The 17,310-nt window shown below is 54.3% G+C and carries 18 protein-coding genes and 1 other RNA gene; 17 read left to right on the forward strand and 2 right to left on the reverse strand.

Annotation, left to right across the window (positions count from 1 at the left end):
- Positions 1 to 3 precede the first annotated feature (3 nt).
- From QO008_RS00200 to QO008_RS00280, 17 genes are all read left to right on the forward strand, one after another.
- Positions 4 to 1,020 (forward strand): PhoH family protein, encoded by a 1,017-nt coding sequence (locus tag QO008_RS00200; protein ID WP_307383189.1) that lies wholly within the window; start codon positions 4 to 6, stop codon positions 1,018 to 1,020.
- Positions 1,007 to 1,471 (forward strand): rRNA maturation RNase YbeY, encoded by a 465-nt coding sequence (ybeY, locus tag QO008_RS00205; RefSeq protein WP_126465067.1) that lies wholly within the window; start codon positions 1,007 to 1,009, stop codon positions 1,469 to 1,471. Before QO008_RS00200 ends, ybeY begins: the two co-directional genes overlap by 14 nt.
- Positions 1,458 to 2,162: a diacylglycerol kinase gene (locus QO008_RS00210; protein ID WP_307383192.1), complete on the forward strand. Its 705-nt coding sequence runs from the start codon at positions 1,458 to 1,460 to the stop codon at positions 2,160 to 2,162. The genes ybeY and QO008_RS00210 overlap by 14 nt, the downstream gene beginning before the upstream one ends.
- Positions 2,163 to 2,166: 4 nt before the next feature.
- A complete protein-coding gene (gene cdd / locus QO008_RS00215) occupies positions 2,167 to 2,583 on the forward strand; it encodes a cytidine deaminase (RefSeq protein WP_126465071.1) in 417 nt (138 codons plus the stop codon).
- The gene (gene era / locus QO008_RS00220) at positions 2,576 to 3,472 is read left to right on the forward strand and encodes a GTPase Era (protein ID WP_126465073.1); all 897 of its coding nucleotides are present in this window, start codon (positions 2,576 to 2,578) and stop codon (positions 3,470 to 3,472) included. The genes cdd and era overlap by 8 nt, the downstream gene beginning before the upstream one ends.
- A complete protein-coding gene (recO, locus tag QO008_RS00225) occupies positions 3,453 to 4,166 on the forward strand; it encodes a DNA repair protein RecO (protein ID WP_307383197.1) in 714 nt (237 codons plus the stop codon). Before era ends, recO begins: the two co-directional genes overlap by 20 nt.
- A 13-nt stretch (positions 4,167 to 4,179) precedes the next feature.
- Positions 4,180 to 5,067, forward strand: a complete 888-nt coding sequence (glyQ, locus tag QO008_RS00230) for a glycine--tRNA ligase subunit alpha (protein WP_126465076.1) — start codon at positions 4,180 to 4,182, stop codon at positions 5,065 to 5,067.
- Positions 5,060 to 7,153, forward strand: coding sequence for a glycine--tRNA ligase subunit beta (gene glyS / locus QO008_RS00235; protein WP_307383199.1), 2,094 nt, complete (start codon positions 5,060 to 5,062; stop codon positions 7,151 to 7,153). The genes glyQ and glyS overlap by 8 nt, the downstream gene beginning before the upstream one ends.
- An 8-nt stretch (positions 7,154 to 7,161) precedes the next feature.
- Positions 7,162 to 7,791 carry a CBS domain-containing protein gene (locus QO008_RS00240; RefSeq protein ID WP_126465080.1) on the forward strand — a complete coding sequence of 210 codons (630 nt, stop codon included), beginning with the start codon at positions 7,162 to 7,164 and terminating at the stop codon, positions 7,789 to 7,791.
- Positions 7,775 to 8,620: a pyruvate, water dikinase regulatory protein gene (locus QO008_RS00245; protein WP_307383203.1), complete on the forward strand. Its 846-nt coding sequence runs from the start codon at positions 7,775 to 7,777 to the stop codon at positions 8,618 to 8,620. Before QO008_RS00240 ends, QO008_RS00245 begins: the two co-directional genes overlap by 17 nt.
- A 9-nt stretch (positions 8,621 to 8,629) precedes the next feature.
- Entirely contained in the window at positions 8,630 to 9,646 is a 1,017-nt protein-coding gene (locus QO008_RS00250; protein ID WP_307383206.1) for a deoxyguanosinetriphosphate triphosphohydrolase, read from the forward strand.
- Positions 9,647 to 9,661: 15 nt separating this feature from the next.
- Positions 9,662 to 11,428, forward strand: coding sequence for a DNA primase (dnaG, locus tag QO008_RS00255; protein ID WP_307383209.1), 1,767 nt, complete (start codon positions 9,662 to 9,664; stop codon positions 11,426 to 11,428).
- Positions 11,429 to 12,550, forward strand: a complete 1,122-nt coding sequence (rpoD, locus tag QO008_RS00260; protein WP_126465086.1) for an RNA polymerase sigma factor RpoD — start codon at positions 11,429 to 11,431, stop codon at positions 12,548 to 12,550.
- The gene (locus QO008_RS00265) at positions 12,547 to 13,215 is read left to right on the forward strand and encodes a tRNA (adenine(22)-N(1))-methyltransferase (protein ID WP_307383214.1); all 669 of its coding nucleotides are present in this window, start codon (positions 12,547 to 12,549) and stop codon (positions 13,213 to 13,215) included. Before rpoD ends, QO008_RS00265 begins: the two co-directional genes overlap by 4 nt.
- Positions 13,190 to 13,957, forward strand: a complete 768-nt coding sequence (locus QO008_RS00270) for a Nif3-like dinuclear metal center hexameric protein (protein WP_307383217.1) — start codon at positions 13,190 to 13,192, stop codon at positions 13,955 to 13,957. Before QO008_RS00265 ends, QO008_RS00270 begins: the two co-directional genes overlap by 26 nt.
- Positions 13,958 to 13,967: 10 nt before the next feature.
- Positions 13,968 to 14,294, forward strand: an RNA gene (gene rnpB / locus QO008_RS00275) — RNase P RNA component class A.
- A gap of 52 nt (positions 14,295 to 14,346) precedes the next feature.
- Positions 14,347 to 15,504, forward strand: coding sequence for a CapA family protein (locus tag QO008_RS00280; protein ID WP_307383220.1), 1,158 nt, complete (start codon positions 14,347 to 14,349; stop codon positions 15,502 to 15,504).
- A 67-nt stretch (positions 15,505 to 15,571) separates the two neighbouring features.
- Here QO008_RS00280 and QO008_RS00285 read toward each other — a convergent pair whose 3' ends face one another.
- Entirely contained in the window at positions 15,572 to 16,336 is a 765-nt protein-coding gene (locus QO008_RS00285) for an ABC transporter ATP-binding protein (protein ID WP_307383223.1), read from the reverse strand.
- Positions 16,317 to 17,303 carry an ABC transporter substrate-binding protein gene (locus QO008_RS00290; RefSeq protein ID WP_307383226.1) on the reverse strand — a complete coding sequence of 329 codons (987 nt, stop codon included), beginning with the start codon at positions 17,301 to 17,303 and terminating at the stop codon, positions 16,317 to 16,319. The genes QO008_RS00285 and QO008_RS00290 overlap by 20 nt, the downstream gene beginning before the upstream one ends.
- Positions 17,304 to 17,310 lie beyond the last annotated feature (7 nt).

Genomic DNA, 17,310 nt, shown 5'->3' on the forward strand with positions numbered 1-17,310 from the left:
GTTTTGCAAGGAGATTTGGTCATAGAAGTGAACGAACCCCGAATCGTAAAGGAACTGTTCGGGCATCTCGACGAAAACATCGCATTGGTGGAAGCGGCATTCGGCGTGAAAATCCGTTCCGCCGAAGACGGCCTTACGGTCGAAGGCGAGGACGAAGCCGTTCGAAAGGCCCAACTGGTGCTTCGCAATTTGATCGAGGCGATTCGAAAGCAAAAGCGCATCGATAAGAAGGACATTCGATATAGCATCGAGTTGGTGCGGGCGGGGGTCGAAGACAGCTTTACCGCCCTTTTAGACGATGTCATCGTCTATACGGAAATGGGGCGGCCTCTGCGGCCCAAGACGCTCGGGCAAAAGCTCTATCTCGACGCCATCCGCGGAAACGACGTGGTATTCGGCATCGGCCCGGCGGGTACAGGAAAGACCTATATCGCTATGGCGAATGCGGTAAAGGCCTTTAAGGAAAAGGAAGTCAACCGCATCATCCTCACGCGACCCGCCGTCGAGGCGGGGGAAAGCCTGGGCTTTCTGCCGGGGGATTTGCAGATGAAGGTGGATCCCTATCTTCGCCCGCTCTACGATGCATTGTTCGAGATTCTGGGGCAGGAAGCCTTTCAGAAGTATCTCGAAAAGGGCATGATCGAAGTGGCGCCCCTCGCCTATATGCGGGGGCGTACCCTCGACAATGCCTATGTGATCCTGGACGAGGCGCAAAACACCACCAACGAGCAGATGAAGATGTTCCTTACCCGCCTGGGCTATGGATCCAAGGCGGTAATCACCGGCGATGTGACTCAGATCGACCTGCCCCGTGGCAAACAATCGGGTCTGAAAACCGTAATGCGGATCTTAGAAGGCGTGCGGGGAATCGAGATCATCCGCATGGGCCGAAACGACATTGTGCGCCACCCCTTGGTGCAGCGCATTATCGACGCCTACGACCGCTACGAGACCAAAGAAGAAGAAGCGCGCAAAGAAAAAGCGCAGGCACGGAAGGAAAAAGGCGATGCGGCGTCTTAATCTCTATATCGACGATCGCCAGACGGCACTTCCCGTTTCCGACGAAGAGCGAGCGCTCCTCAAAGCGCTCTTTCACCATGCCGTCTTCTGCCTAATCGAAGAAGATGCGGCGGAACTCTCGGTGAGTTTTGTCGACGGTACAGAAATCCGCCGATTGAACCGCGACTACCGCGGCATCGATCGGGAGACCGACGTGCTCAGTTTTCCCCTCGACGAATCTGTGGACGGGATGCGGCTTTTGGGCGATATCGTCATCAATACCGAGCGGGTGCGCAGCCAGGCGGAGGAATTCGGCCATAGCTACCGCAGGGAACTGACGTATCTCGCCGTACACAGCCTGCTCCACCTGACGGGCTACGACCATATGGAAGAAGAGGAGAAAAAGCGCATGCGACGCGCCGAGGAGGCGCTGCTCGCATCCTTTGAAGGAGCGGAAGATGAAGCGCGGTAATTTCATTCAATCCTTTAACTTCGCCGTACAGGGCATCATCAGCTCCATCCACTCGGAGCGCAATATGAAGTTTCATTACGCCGCCGCCCTGGGCGTCATCGTATTCAGCTTGCTCTTTAATCTGTCGCGCATCGAATTTATCGCCTTGCTCTTCGCCGTTACCTTTGTGGTGGTTTCGGAGCTGTTCAATACGGCGATCGAGCGAACGGTGGATATGGTGACGCAGGAATACCACCCCATGGCGAAGCTCGTCAAGGACGTCAGTGCAGGCGCCGTGCTGCTCGCCGGCATAAACGCTGCCGTTACGGGCTATCTGCTGTTCTTCGATCGGATCCTCTCCTTCTCCGATGTGGTCTTGATTCGCATCAAGAATTCCGGCCCGCACTTGACCTTTGTCGCCATCCTCATCGTATTGATCCTCACCGTGGGCTTCAAGCTCTACAATCGGGACAGGGGCGGCAGCTACTTTCAGGGCGGTGCGGTCAGCGGCCACTCCGCCCTCGCCTTTTGCATGGCGGCGTCGATTTCTTTTATTTCCATGAACGGATTTATCGCCGCGCTTGCCTTCGGTCTCGCATTTCTCGTGGCGGAAAGCCGGGTGGAGGGAGAAATCCACAAGCCCATAGAGGCCGTGGCCGGCGGCGTGTTGGGTGTTGCGATCGCAGTGATTATATTTGTATGGATGGGATAAAGACATGAACAGAGAAGAGAACATAAAACAATTAATACGCGCGGCCATCGAAGCCAAGAAGCGCGCTTATGTGCCGTATTCCGGGTTTTCGGTGGGCGCCGCTCTCGAAACTGAAGACGGTTCGATCTACACGGGTTGCAATATAGAAAACGCCGCCTATACCCCTACGGTCTGCGCGGAGCGGGTGGCGATATTTAAGGCGATCAGCGAAGGCAAAAAATCCATCGCGCGCATCGCCGTCGTCGCCGGGGAAGAGATGAGCTTTCCCTGCGGCGTCTGCCGGCAAGTGATCCGAGAATTCGGCGCCGATGCGGAAGTGATCGTCGCCAAGGACGCCGAAACCTATTCGATCTATTCCGTAGCGGAACTGTTGCCCCATAGCTTCGGGCCCGAGGATTTAGGAGGAGACTACGATGTATAAATCCGGATTCGTATCTGTCGTCGGCAGACCCAATGTGGGCAAGAGCACGCTCTTAAACCGCATCCTTAAAGAAAAAATCTCTATCACCTCGAACAAGGCGCAGACGACGCGCAATACGATCACGATGATCCATTCGGAAGACCGGGGACAGATCGTATTTCTCGACACCCCCGGCATACAGTCGCCACGCAACAAATTGGGCGACTATATGTTAAAGGCCAGCGTATCCTCGATGGAGGGGGTCGACTTAATTTTGATGGTCGCCGATATGAGCAATTATATGGGACCCAAGGAAAAGATGATCTTAAACGCCCTCGAATCCTATAAGGGCGAGATTCCGATTTTTCTCGCCATCAATAAGATCGACGCCGCCCCCAAAGAAGAGATCCTCCCGATCCTCGACAGTTTTGCGAAGACCGGGCTCTTTCAGGAGATTATTCCCATCTCCGCAGCAGAGGGAGAAAACGTAGACCATCTGATCGATACCATCTTCGAATACCTGCCCGAGGGGCCGCAGTATTTCCCCGAAGATATGATCACCGATCAACCGGAAAAATTCGTCGTCGCCGAGATGATTCGCGAAAAGGGACTTACCTATCTGCGCGAGGAGGTGCCCCACGGCATCGCCGTCGCCATCGAAAAAATGAAGCACTTTGACGACAAAGAGATGACCGCCATCGACGCCACCATCTATGTGGAACGCGACAGCCACAAGGGGATCATTATCGGCCGAGGCGGGCAGATGCTCAAGAAGATCGGCACCGAGGCGCGCAAAGAAATCCAAGGACTTTTGGGCGAGAAGGTGCACCTTAATCTATGGGTCAAGGTAAGCAAGAACTGGCGGGAAAAAGACGAGAAGGTCTCTTCCTTTGGCTACCGAGCGGATTGATTGCCTGGGCGTGGTCCTTTCCGCTTCGATCTACGGCGAAAGCGACCGCATCGTGCGTATGTATACCGACCGAAAGGGCAAGATCAGCGTAATGGCAAAGGGCGCAAAGTCCGTGCGCTCCCGCACGCTGCCCTTGACGGAGGTCTTTACCTACGGGCGGTATCGCCTGAGTGCGGGAAAGACTTTTTATTATCTAAACGGCGGCAAGATTCTCGAATCCAATCTCGCCATGCGCGAGGAGTACGACCGCCTAATCTATGGCTCCGCCCTGGTAGAAATCGCGGATCGAAGCAGTTTGGAAGGGGAAGGCACGCCGCAGATTTTTTCGCTGCTCCGAAAGTCTCTTCATATTTTGGCGCATGCGGAAGAGCCGCTGTGGATTTTTCTCGGCTTTGTCATTAAATACGTATCCTATATGGGCTATCGACCGTTGATTCCGAACGCTATCGAAGGGGAGTATATCTTTCTTCCGGATAAGGGCATCGTCAAAAAAGAAGACGGCGGGCCGCATGGTACGGAAATCGATTCGCAGGTTATTTACACTTTTCGGCATTTGCTATATACTTCCTTAGATAAGATCGATCTCGGGGAGATTTCCCCAGCGGCCATAGAAACGGTCTATCGATGCCTCACGGAGTACGTCGTCGTCAATTTGGAATTGGAAAGAATACAGTCTCTACAACTCAGGATGTAGAGGGGAGGAAAATATGCATTTTCAAGCAATGGTGCAGAAATTACAGGAATATTGGAACGAACAAGGCTGTACGGTTCTCGAACCCTATGACACCGAAAAGGGCGCGGGTACCATGAGCCCCCACACCTTTTTGCGTACCTTGGGGCCGGAACCTTGGAAGACTGTCTATGTGGAACCGTCTCGCCGCCCGGCGGACGGCCGCTATGGGGACAACCCGAACCGGTTGTATCAGCACCATCAATTACAGGTGATCTTAAAGCCGTCTCCGGAAAATGTGCAGGAGCTGTATCTGGACAGCTTAAAGGTCTTGGGCATCGATCCCTTGGAACACGACATCCGCTTTGTAGAGGACAACTGGGAATCGCCGACTTTGGGCGCGTGGGGCCTGGGTTGGGAAGTTTGGCTCGACGGTATGGAGATCACACAATTTACTTATTTTCAACAGGTCGGCGGCATCAACTGCGATCCGGAAAGCGCGGAGTTGACCTTCGGCCTGGAGCGGATCGCCATGTATCTGCAAAAGGTCGAAACGGTTTACGACATTCAGTGGAATGAACATATAAAATACGGAGATATCTTTAAGCGCGGCGAATACGAGCATTCCAAATACAGTTTCGAAATCGCCGATATGGATATGCTCCGCCATCTCTTCGACATCTATGAAAAAGAAGCGAGCCGCGTCCTCGAAGAGGATCTGATTCTGCCGGGTTACGACTATGTACTAAAATGCTCCCATACATTCAATGTACTGGACGCCCGCGGCGCGATTTCCGTATCGCAACGGGCCGCGTATATCGCGCGGGTTCGCAATTTGGCACGATTGGCGGCACAAAAGTATATCGCACAGAGAGAAGCGTTAGGATATCCTCTCCTAACAGAAGCGGGGGATCATCATGAGTAATCAAGAAAACACATATCTAATCGAGATCGGCGTCGAAGAGCTGCCTTCTTCCTATGTACGGGACGCGCTGGAAGATTTTCAGAATCTGGTGGAGGTCGCTCTCGAAAAGGAACAACTCGACTTCGACCATATCGACGCCTACGCGACGCCGCGCCGCCTGAGCCTGATGATCCGCGGTCTTGCGGAGGCACAGAAAGACGTCGAGGATTGGGTAAAGGGGCCGGCCGAAAAAATCGCCTATCGGGAGGACGGCACCGTCAATAAGCCCTTGGAAGGGTTTATGAAGAGCCAAGGCGTCACCGAAGACGATCTGGAGGTGCGCGAAGTAAAGGGCAATCGCTATATTTACGCCCACATCCACAAAAAAGGAGAAGGCGCAGAGGAAATCTTACGCCGCATCATTCCCGATGCCATTCGCCATATCGCCTTCCCCAAGACCATGCGTTGGGGCGGAAAGAATCTGCGTTTTGCGCGGCCCATCCGCTGGTTGGTCTCTATGCTGAATGCGCGCGTCGTAGACTTTGACCTCGAGAAAATCCCCGTCTCCAATCGAACCCGCGGTCACCGCTTTTTGGGCAAATCCGACATTCCCCTCGCCCACGCAGAGGCGTATGAAGAGGCGCTGGAGGAAAATTATGTAATCGTAGATCACGAAAAGCGAAAGACCGACATTCGCTATCAGATTCGTCAAATGGCGAAGTCCAACGGCGGCGAAATCCGCCCCGATGAAGATCTGCTCGAAGAGCTGACCTTTATCGTCGAGTACCCCACCGCGATCTTGGGCAATATTCAAGAAAGATTTCTCGCCCTGCCCGATGTGGTTGTGACGACGCCAATGCGCGAACATTTGCGCTATACGCCGGTGTATTCCCCGGACGACGACTTGATGCCGTATTTTATTACCATCCGAAACGGAAATGCCACCCACGGCGATATCGTCGCCAAGGGCAACGAAAAGGTCTTGGAAGCCCGTCTGGAAGACGCGCGGTTCTTTTTTGAAAACGACCGCAACCGTCCCCTCGAATCCTATGTGGAACAGCTGGACGGCATCGTCTTTCAGGAAAAACTCGGCACCATGGCCGATAAATCGAAGCGCAACCGCGCCCTTGCCGTACGCATCGGAGAAATCCTCGCCGTCGGCGAAAAGACCATCGAATCCGTCAAGCGTGCCTGCTATCTGTCCAAGGCAGATCTGATGACCAATATGGTACAGGAATTTACCGAGCTCGAAGGCATTATCGGAAGCATCTATGCCGATCTCGACGGGGAAGAAGAGATCGTCGCTCAGGCCATTCGGGAACAATATATGCCGACGGGAAGCGGCGCGGAACTGCCCGCCTCCACCACCGGGACCATCGTCTCTTTGGCGGACAAGCTGGATACGATTTGCGGTCTGTTTGCCATCGGCCTGATTCCCACCGGCAGCCAGGACCCCTTCGGCCTGCGGCGAAAAGCCATCGGCATTTTGCGGATGATCAAAGAAAAACGATGGGAACTCACCCTCAGCGAATGTGTGGACGCCGCCCTGTATGCACTGGTCGATTCCTGTGGCCTCGTATTCGACAAGGCGGATGTACGCAATCAAATCCTCTCGTTCTTCCGCGGCCGGATCGATGCCATGCTTTCCGATGCGGGGATCCGATACGATATCGCCCAGGCGTTAAACGACGTCGACGGAGAAGACGCCCTGCATATCTTCGAAAAAGCGGAGGCACTGCAGAAGTTTTTCGACGGCCACGACCGTAAGTCCTTCCTGGAAGCCGTAACGCGCGTGGAAAACATCGCCGCCAAGGCGGATCCCATACCGGGCGCGATCGATACCGACCTCCTCACCGAAGCGGAAAAGCCGCTGTATGCGAAGGTCAATGCATTGGAAGAACAGCTTGAAGAGGCCTACGGCAAGCGCAAAGATGCGGAATATTTGCAACTCTTAAATATGCTGACCGACGACATTCACGCCTATTTCGACGAAGTCATGGTCCTCGCCGAAGACGAGAACCTGCGGGCAAACCGGTTGCGGCTGATTCAGCGCATCGACCGTTTGGTACAGAGGGAATTTGACGGCAAACAAATCGTCGAAGGATAGGTGCAGAAATGAAACTTACGGAACGACAGGAAAAGATTATAGAAATCGTCCGTGAGCAAGGCCCCGTGATCGGAGACGATATCGCGAGTATTCTGGATCTGTCTCGGGGAACCATTCGTAACGATCTCAGCGTATTGACCATGCTGGGGTATCTGGACGCCCGGCCGAAAGTCGGCTATTTTTATAAGGGAGATCCGTATCGGATGCACATCCGAGAGCTCTTGGAATCCATAAAAGTAGAAGATGTAATGAGCGTGCCGGTGGTATTGGACGAACAGTCCAGCGTATACGACGGCATCGTCACGGTCTTTCTCGAAAACATCGGCACGATCTTCGTCACAAACGACGGAAACCTCGTCGGCTGCGTATCGAGAAAAGATTTGCTGCGCTCCGCCGTCGGAAAAACCGATTTGGAAAAGACGCCGCTTTCGATGATTATGACGCGGATGCCGAATCTCGTCACCATCGGCCCCGACGAATCCATCTATGCCGCGAGTATAAAGATCGAGCGCGGCGAGGTGGATGCGCTCCCGGTGATTCAGGGAGAGGAGAAGATCCGCGTCGTGGGCAGGATAACAAAGACCAACATCAATCGACTGGTCGTAGACTTAGGGGGAGACGATGAAATCGAACTATAATATGGAAGGGGCGCGAGACGATCAGCCCTTATTTATCTATGTGATCAGCGACAGCATCGGGGAGACGGGCGAGCTGATTGCCAAGGCCTCCGTACGACAATTCGACACCAAGGATTTCCTGATTAAGCGCTATCCGTATCACAACAGCGTCGAGCAGATCGGACCGCTGTTGGAGGAGGCAGCCGAACACGAAAATACCCTGATCGTCTATACCAATGTCGATGAAAAGACGCGCGCCTATATCAAATGTAAAGAAAAAGAGCTCCACTTGAACACGGTGGATGTGATGGGACCGCCTATGGATCGGATCGAGGACATCTTGGGCTATGCGCCCATTCGCGAGCCCGGTTTGATTCGGCGACTCGACGAAAATTATTTTAAGAAGGTCGAGGCCATCGAGTTCGCCGTTCAGTACGACGACGGCAAGGATCCGCGGGGCATCGTAAAAGCGGACATCTGTCTGGTGGGCGTAAGCCGCACCTCGAAGACGCCCCTTTCGATGTATCTCGCCAACAAGTTGTATAAAGTGGCAAATGTGCCGCTGGTACCCGAGGTGCCGGTGCCCAAGGAAGTCTACGAAAAGGACAATCGCAGACTCTTCGGTCTGGTGGCGAATTCGCAAAAACTCTATACCATCCGCGAGGAACGGCTGCGGGCGTTGGGACTGAATTCTTCCGCCAAGTACGCCAATGTGGACAGAATCGAAGAGGAAGTGGATTATTCCGTTCGCGTTATGAAAGAGATCGGCTGCACCATCATCGACGTGTCCAACAAGGCGATCGAAGAGACGGCGGAGATTATCAACGACTATATGGTCAACCGTTTTTAGGAGGGCAATATGCTGTTGAGAGAGCGATGGGAACAAACGGAGCGAGAAATCCTCGCTTCGCAGGCGACTTTGGCGGCGGAATCGAAAGGTCGCAGAATAGACGAGCCGGAATGTGCGATGCGCACCTGTTTTCAGCGGGATCGGGACCGGATTCTGCATTCGAAGGCATTTCGGCGCCTGAAACACAAGACGCACGTATTTATCGCGCCGCAGGGCGATCACTATCGAACACGCCTCACCCATACCCTGGAGGTGGCGCAGATCGCGAGGACCATCGCCCGTGCGCTCCGCCTAAACGAGGATTTGGTCGAGGCGACCGCATTGGGCCACGACCTGGGGCATACGCCCTTCGGCCATACCGGAGAAGCGGTGCTCGACAAGCTGAATCCCGGCGGCTTTAAGCACTATCTGCACAGCCTGCGCGTGGTGGATTTTTTGGAATCCAAGCCGGGACGCGACGGCCTGAACCTGACCTGGGAAGTGCGCGACGGCATCGCCAATCACTCCGGCGAAAACCGCGCCCATACCCTCGAGGGAAAGATCATTAAATTTGCCGATCGCATCGCCTATATCAATCACGATATCGACGATTCCATCCGCGCCGGTGTACTGCATATGGAAGACATTCCGAGTGCGCTCCTCGAGACCCTCGGCCGTTCCCATTCCGCCCGCATCTCTACCATGGTACAAAGCGTCGTCGAAAACAGCGCCGACTACCGGGATATCCGCATGGACGAGACCGTCGGCGGCGCCATGAACCGCCTGCGGGATTTTATGTTTGAACATATTTATTACAGTAAAATCGTAAAGAGCGAAGAAGAAAAGGTGGAAATGCTGATCCGAGATCTCTACGGCTACTATAAAAAGCGACCGGAAAAGCTGCCGAAGGAGGTCTTGGCCTTTGCGGCGCGCCGTGAAGTCGCCGAGGATGATATGATCACGGACTATATCGCCGGCATGACGGATCGATTTGCCATCGCCGTGTGGCGAGATCTGTTCGAGCCCAAAGATTGGCACAGTCTGTAGAAAGAAGGTGGGTCTATGGCATCCATTATCGACGACGATATTATCGCCCGCGTAAAAGAAGAGAGCGATATCGTCGAGTGGATCGGACGCTATACGAAACTGGAAAAAAAAGGCAGAAATTATATGGGTCTTTGTCCATTTCATTCGGAGAAGACCCCTTCTTTTTCGGTGCAGCCGGAAAAGGGCTACTACCATTGTTTCGGCTGCGGTGCCGGCGGCGATATTATTAATTTTTTAATGGAAAAAGAGGGATTGGGTTTTATCGACGCCGTGGAAAAGCTGGCGGAATCGCTGCATATCGAGCTGCGTCCCGCCACAAAAAACCCGGCGGTCGAAGAGAAAAATCGCCGCATATTCGCCGCCAATCGCGAGGCGGCGGTCTATTATATGAAAATTCTAAGCCGCAACAAATACGCCTTAGCCTACCTCAACGGCCGCGGCATCGGGCGGGATACCATCCTCGCCTTCGGGTTGGGATTTGCACCCGCAGGCGGCGATCAGCTGTTGGGGCATATGAAGCGGGCGGGCTTTTCCGAAGCGCTGCTCTATGAAGCGAATCTCTTGTCGCGCAATCGGGAGCGCAATACTTATTTTGACCGCTTTCGCAACCGCATTATTTTTCCCATCGTCGACACGAAATCCCGCGTGGTGGGATTTGGGGGCAGGGTGCTGGACGACAGCAAGCCGAAATACCTGAATTCCTCGGATACGCCGGTCTATAAAAAGAGTCGGGAGCTCTACGGACTCAACCGCGTCGCCAAAACTTCGGATCGGGAAAAGATCCTCTTGGTCGAGGGCTATATGGACGTAATCTCCCTCCATGCGAGCGGGATTTCCTATGCGGTGGCGAGCCTGGGCACTTCGTTGACGACGGAGCAGGCGCGGCGGATCAAGCGATTCGGAAAGCAAGTGTATATCTGTTACGACGCCGACGAGGCGGGCAGAAAGGCGACCAATCGTGCCATCGACATCCTCCTAAAAGAGGACGTAAGGCCGCGGATCGTCTTGTTGGAACGTGGCGCCGATCCGGACGACTATATCCGCGAGCACGGCAAGATCGCCTTTGAGGCGCAGCTGGCCCGCGGCGTTTCCGCGCCCGAATACCAAGTCGAAATATTAGAGGAATCATACAATCTGCACGATGCGGCATCGCTCTCGGAATTCTTGCGAGAAGTAACAAAGGTGATCGAAAAAATCCCGAGTCCCGTAGAGCGAGACGTCTATGCAAAAAAGTTCGCCGAGAGATACGGCGTGCGCAGCGAATCATTTCGACGTGAAATGGGTAAATTTACCCATAAGAGAGAAGACCTCTCCCGAAGGGAAAAGCAGACCGATTCCGAGCGACCGCTATGGACACAGCTGCTTCTCTACGCCTTGGAGCAGGAAGACTTTTACGACATCGCCGCAAAAAACGACGCCTGGCAATGGGTCGTGGGCGAGGCGGACAGGCACGCCTTCGACTTCTTGGGTGAACTGTATCAAGAAGGCGTAAAAAACGGGACGCGGCGCGTACGATTCTTAGACGCCTACCCGACGTATGAGGCGCTTTTTATGCGCAGTGCCAAAAGCCTCGATCTGCAGCGCGGCGAAGAAATCGTCAGGGAACTGGCGGAGCGCCTCTACGAAGAGGGGCTCAGAAATCGGAGCGAAAAACTGCTTTCGGATATTCAAACGATCGAAAAAGAGGGGACACAGAGCGGCGACGATCTGCGGCAAAAGCTGCAGGAGCTCACCGAAATCAACCGCCGTCTCCACGAACTAGAGAAGGGGGAGCCATCATAGATGAACGATAAAAAGAAAAGCGTACATTTCGACAGCGCCGAAGAAAGCATCCTGGAAAAGGATCCGGCCATCGAAAAACTGTTTAAAAAGGGCATGCAAAAGGGCAGTCTGACCTGGAAGGAAGTGGTCGACGCCCTCGACGAGGTCGAGTTAACCAGCGACGATATGGACGATTTGTACTCGGAATTCGAAGACAACGACGTGGAAATCCTCAAAGAAAAAGACGAGGAAGACGACGAAAAAGACGGCGCCGCCCCGAAGAAGGACAAAAAGGACGCCGGCAATAAAAATATCAATGTAGACGACCCGGTGCGTATGTATCTGAAGGAGATCGGCAAGATTCCCCTTTTGGAACCCGACGAAGAAGTCGCCATCGCCAAGCGCATGGAGGCGGGAGACGAACTCGCCAAGCGCGAACTGGCAGAGGCGAATCTACGTCTGGTGGTAAGTATCGCCAAGCGCTATGTGGGGCGGGGCATGAGCTTTTTGGATTTGATTCAGGAAGGCAATTTGGGCCTGATGAAGGCGGTCGACAAATTCGACTACACCAAGGGCTTTAAGTTCTCCACCTACGCCACCTGGTGGATCCGCCAGGCCATCACCCGCGCCATCGCCGACCAGGCGCGCACCATCCGCATTCCCGTGCATATGGTCGAGACCATCAACAAACTTGTGCGGGTACAGCGGCAACTGGTACAGGAGTTGGGCCGGGATCCCCAACCCGAAGAGATCGCCGAGGAAATGGGCATCACCGTAGAAAAGGTGCGCGAGATCCAAAAGATCGCCCAAGAGCCGGTGAGTTTGGAAACCCCCATCGGCGAGGAGGAAGATTCCCATCTGGGCGATTTTATCCCCGATGACGACATCCTCTCTCCCCAGGAGGCGGCGACCTTTATCTTGCTGAAAGAGCAGTTGTCGACGGTACTGACCACGCTCACCGAGCGGGAAAAATCCGTCCTCACCCTGCGATTCGGCTTGGAAGACGGAAGGGCCCGCACCCTCGAGGAGGTCGGCAAGGAATTCGACGTCACCCGGGAGCGCATTCGCCAGATCGAGGCGAAGGCGCTACGGAAATTGCGCCATCCCAGCCGCAGCAAGAAACTGAAGGACTTTTTGGAATGATTGAAAGTTCAAAACGCCTCTCTGCCGTATTCGCCATGGCGGAGCGGGCTAGTGCTATCGGAGATATCGGCTGTGACCACGGCTATATCTCCTTTGCGCTTTTACGGGACGGGATCGCTGAGAAAGTCGTCGCGACCGACATCTCCGCCCCGAGCTTGGAAAAAGCCCGGCGTCTGTTAGAAGCGGTCTATCCCGCCGAGAAATTCCGCATCGTCCGTGGCGACGGATTTATGCCCATCGCGCCGGGAGAGATTCAGGCGGCGGTTATCATCGGCATGGGGGGGCAGTTGATCGCCGAGATTTTAGAGCGCGGTTGGGAGGTCATCAAGGAATTGGACTATATCCTCGTACAGCCGATGCAGGGGGCCGAGGAGTTGTTTCGCCATATCAACGCCTACGGCTATACGATACTGGATGCGCAGCTGATCGAGGAGCGGAAGAAATATTATCCGATTCTGAAACTGCGCGCCGGCGGAGAGGACCGCGCGGACTGGGGACGGTTTCGCCACTCTCCGGTCTTTTGTGAGATGGCAGAGCAGAATCTCGCGCGCTTGGAGAAAATCGCTGAGGCGGTACGAAACGCGAAGCCCGAACGACTGAAAGAAGTGGAAGAAGAGATCGGCCGATGGGAGGAATATCTTGAAAGTATCGGAAATCGCGGCTAATCTGCGCCGCTGGGCGCCGGAGGCGTCACAGGAAGAATGGGACAATACGGGTTTTCAGTTGCGCCTTTTGGACCGGGAAGTGTCAGATGTGGTCGTCGCCATGGATGTGACCGAGGATGTGGTGGAACTCGCCGTCGAGACCGACGCGCAGTTGATCCTCACCCATCACCCGATGTTTTTTCAGTCCCTCAAGCACATCGATATAGAGGAAACAAAGGGGCGTATGGTTGCGCGTCTGATTCAAAATAATATTTCGGTCTACGCGAGCCACACTGCCATGGACAAGGCGAAAGGCGGCGTAAACGATCTGTGGATCGACAAGCTGGGCTTGAATGCCGTAGCGACCCTTACGGAAGAGGGAATCGGCATCGTCGGCGATCGCGAGATCGAACTCGCGGATATTCTGCAGATATTTCAAAACGAAGAAATCCCTTCGGTGCGCGCTTATGGACGCGGCAAGACGCAGTTTCAGCGTATCGCCTTTGTCGGCGGATCGGGTGCCGATTGCATAGACGATGCCGTCTCAAAAGGCTCCGATCTACTCATCACCGGCGATGTAAAACATCACGACGGCCAGCATGCCTACGAGCAAGGCTTAATGGTTATCGATATCGGACACTTCCACAGCGAAAAAGCGGTGCTTGCCGCTATGGCCCAGTGGATAGAATCGTTGGGAGAGATTCGCGCGCATTTGGTCGTAAACAGCCCTTTTGCTTTTGAAATATCGGGAAAAATGTGGTAAAATACAGACTCGAGTACGTCGGTTAACTGCGCGCAAGCGAGGAAAGTCCGTGCTCCATAGAGCGAGGATGCCGGATAACGTCCGGTGGGGGCGACCCCAAGGCAAGTGCAACAGAGAGATACCGCCATCAATGGTAAGGGTGGAAAGGTGAGGTAAGAGCTTACCAGCGCATAGGCGACTATGCGGCTATGTAAACCCCATCCGGAGCAAGACCGAAGTGGAACCAAGGCGGCTGCTCGTCGTCTCCAGTAAGGTAGGTCGCTAGAGCTTTCCGGCGACGGAAAGACCAGACAGATAGTTAACAAGACAAAACACGGCTTATAGACGTAGTCGAGCGAAGCGGAGGGTTCTCCGCTTTTTTTTACATAGCTATGAAAATAGGAGGCGAAATGAAAAGACGACTGATCGTATGGATCCTCGCGATCCTGTGTTTGGCGGGCTGTACGGCGCCCGCGGTTCGAAAGCCAAATGCGACAAATGCTAAAAAAACCCCGCCGCCGGCGCCTCCGAAGACGGTGCGCGTCGTCGCCTTCGGCGATTTTATGCTCCACCGCCCGCAACTCGATGCCGCCAAGGGGCCGGAAGGCTACGATTTTAAGGAGAATTTTCGCTACCTTCGTCCCTATATCGACGGGGCGGATCTGGCGATGATCAATCTGGAGACGACCTTAACCGACGGCAGCCGGGGCTACACGACCTATCCGGTGTTTTCTTCGCCGAAAGAAGTCGCTCGGGACTTCAAAGAGACGGGATTCGACGTGATTTCTACGGCAAACAATCACGCCTACGACAAATTGAAGGATGGCGTAGACTATACCTACGACGTCTTGAAAGAACAGGATCTCGACGTGGTGGGCACCGGGAAGGAAAGGGCCGAACCGCTCGTCAAAGAGGTAAACGGCATCCGCCTGGGCATTCTCTCCTACACCTACGGGCTGAACGGCTTCGACGGCGTATTGGCAAATAGCGAAAATCCCGAAAGCGTCCGTCTTCTCACCCGGGAACGGGTGCAGGAGGACGTGGCGCGTCTGAACGAAGAAGGGGTCGACTTAATCCTCTCTTATGTGCATTGGGGCGAGGAATATAGGAAAGAGGCCAATGCCGATCAAAAGGAAAAGCTGAAAATGCTCGCCGATGCGGGCGTCGCCCTCGTATTGGGGAGCCACCCCCACGTTCCGCAGGGGATCGACAATGTCGTCGGCAAAGAAATGACCACATTCTGCGCCTATTCCATGGGAAATTTCGTATCCAATCAGCGCAGAAACAATATGGGCGGCCGGCGCACCGACGTCGGGCAGATGGTCACGGCACAGATCATAAAGGACGAAAGCGGGACGCGGATTGCGGAATTTATGCCCAAGCCGCTATATGTCGACAAATACGTCGACGGCGGCCTGCATTACGAAGTCATTCCCGCGGAGGCGGCCCTTTTGGGCGAGATTCCCGTAGAGCGCATCGAGACGCTCCGACCCGTATTGGAAGAGACGGTCGCGGATCATACGGTACGAATTTCGCCGGATCTGTTGCTTTCCAATGACGGCATATAGCGCGAGAAAACCGCATATCATAAAAAAAGGCAACCATTCTACAAAGAGTGGTTGCCTTTTTGTGCGCCTATTCTTGTTCATCGCTTAAGAGCGCTTCTTGAATTCGGTTCTTTGCGTCCATATATCCCCGGCTCGCGAGGAATTCTTCGCGGTTTCCCGCGGGAACCTCGTAGCGATACGCGATGTCGTGGGTGCGGGGGGAGAGTACATAGACGGCATCGGATAGGCGAAGCGCCTCGTCGATATCGTGGGTGATCAGAAGCGTCGTCAGCGCGTATTTTTTTCGAATCTCGAGATACCAATCCTGCATCTTCAGACGCGTAATGGCATCTAAGCGGGAAAACGGCTCGTCGAGCAATACGATGTCTTTGGCAAAGAGAAAGGTGCGCAGAAACGCGGCGCGCTGCGCCATGCCGCCGCTCAAAGAAGATGGGTAGAGCGTCTGGGTGCCTTCCAGACCGAATTCCGAAAAATAGGCGGATGCGGTCTCCCTAGCCGCCTTTTTATCCTTCCCCGCGAGGCGCAGGGGGAGGGAGACATTGTCTATGATCTTGAGATGCCGCAAGAGTAAATCCTTTTGCAGCATATAGGCGATATGCCCCGGTGTAGCGGTAATGTCTTTGCCGCGAAAGCGCACTTCGCCCGTATCGGGCGCGGCGAGGCCGGCGAGGATATTAAACAGGGTGGTCTTTCCGCTTCCGCTCTGTCCCAATAACGAGACGACCTTTTTCGCCGGGATGCGAATATCTACGGCATCGAGGATGACTTTGTCTCCATATGCCTTAGAGATGCCGATCCCCTCTAAGAGAATATCACTCGGGGAGGTATGCATTGGTAAAACCGAAATCTTCGGGAATCTCTTTTTCCAGCAGGTTGTTTTCGTAGAGCCACGCGTAAAAATCGTTCCAACGCTTGGCGTCGATAACGCCGAAGGGCTTGCCTTCGTCTTTGTATTGCTTTGAGAGATAGGCCTGGCTCTTTACGATCATCGCCTCGTCCAGTTCCGGCGACGCTTTTAAGAGGATTTTTGCGGCCTCTTCGGGATTCTCTGCCGCGTAGTCGTAGCCCTTGGCGATGGCGGCGAGGACTTTCTTTGCGGTGTCGCCGTTTTTCTCGAGATAGTCGTTATTGGCGATCAAGATCGGGCTATAATAATCGAATTCGGGGTGGCTTTCGATAAAGGGCATATAATTGGTTTCGAGCCCCGCATTTTCCGCGGCGATGCCGTCCCAACCATAATACACCCAGACTGAATCGACATTGCTGTTGAGTGCCGCGACGATGTCGGTGACGGTGGAGGGGATCAGTTCCACTTTGGAGAAATCGCCACCATCGTCTTCGACCATGGTTTGGATCATGGCGAGTTCCACCGGGCTGTTCCAAGTGGCGTAATTGTGGCCGCTCAGCTTGCCCATAGAGTCGATGCCCTTTTCCTTTAAGCTCAATAGACCCGAGGTATTGTGCTGCAGGATCGCCGCCACCGCCGTTACCGGCAGCGGATCGTCCTTTGCCCAGGAAGCGGCGATGGTATCTTGAAAGGAGATGCCGAAGTCGCCGCCGCCGGAAGCCACCAGGCTCTCGGCGCCGCCTTCCGGCGGTTGCAGGATTTCGAGTTCGATGCCTTCTTCTTCAAAGAAGCCTTTTTCTTGGGCCACATAGATGCCCGTGTGATTGGTGTTCGGGGTCCAGTCGAGGACGAGCTTTACCTTTTGTATATTCTCCGCCTTGCCGGCATCGTTTCCGGCGGCGCAACCCGCCAATAGCACAAATGCCAACAGGATGGGTATGAGTTTTTTCATGGAATTC

Origin of the sequence: Aedoeadaptatus ivorii (genome assembly GCF_030815095.1) — a bacterium.
Lineage (GTDB): Bacteria > Bacillota > Clostridia > Tissierellales > Peptoniphilaceae > Aedoeadaptatus > Aedoeadaptatus ivorii.

Coding starts and splice junctions, on each gene's coding strand:
- cdd (WP_126465071.1), top strand. CDS start 2,167: ATGAACAGAGAAGAGAACATAAAACAATTAATACGCGCGGCCATCGAA.
- ybeY (WP_126465067.1), top strand. CDS start 1,007: ATGCGGCGTCTTAATCTCTATATCGACGATCGCCAGACGGCACTTCCC.
- rpoD (WP_126465086.1), top strand. CDS start 11,429: ATGAACGATAAAAAGAAAAGCGTACATTTCGACAGCGCCGAAGAAAGC.
- QO008_RS00285 (WP_307383223.1), bottom strand. CDS start 16,336: ATGCATACCTCCCCGAGTGATATTCTCTTAGAGGGGATCGGCATCTCT.
- QO008_RS00240 (WP_126465080.1), top strand. CDS start 7,162: ATGAAACTTACGGAACGACAGGAAAAGATTATAGAAATCGTCCGTGAG.
- QO008_RS00245 (WP_307383203.1), top strand. CDS start 7,775: ATGAAATCGAACTATAATATGGAAGGGGCGCGAGACGATCAGCCCTTA.
- glyQ (WP_126465076.1), top strand. CDS start 4,180: ATGCATTTTCAAGCAATGGTGCAGAAATTACAGGAATATTGGAACGAA.
- QO008_RS00210 (WP_307383192.1), top strand. CDS start 1,458: ATGAAGCGCGGTAATTTCATTCAATCCTTTAACTTCGCCGTACAGGGC.
- glyS (WP_307383199.1), top strand. CDS start 5,060: ATGAGTAATCAAGAAAACACATATCTAATCGAGATCGGCGTCGAAGAG.
- era (WP_126465073.1), top strand. CDS start 2,576: ATGTATAAATCCGGATTCGTATCTGTCGTCGGCAGACCCAATGTGGGC.
- QO008_RS00280 (WP_307383220.1), top strand. CDS start 14,347: ATGAAAAGACGACTGATCGTATGGATCCTCGCGATCCTGTGTTTGGCG.
- dnaG (WP_307383209.1), top strand. CDS start 9,662: ATGGCATCCATTATCGACGACGATATTATCGCCCGCGTAAAAGAAGAG.
- QO008_RS00250 (WP_307383206.1), top strand. CDS start 8,630: ATGCTGTTGAGAGAGCGATGGGAACAAACGGAGCGAGAAATCCTCGCT.
- QO008_RS00265 (WP_307383214.1), top strand. CDS start 12,547: ATGATTGAAAGTTCAAAACGCCTCTCTGCCGTATTCGCCATGGCGGAG.
- QO008_RS00290 (WP_307383226.1), bottom strand. CDS start 17,303: ATGAAAAAACTCATACCCATCCTGTTGGCATTTGTGCTATTGGCGGGT.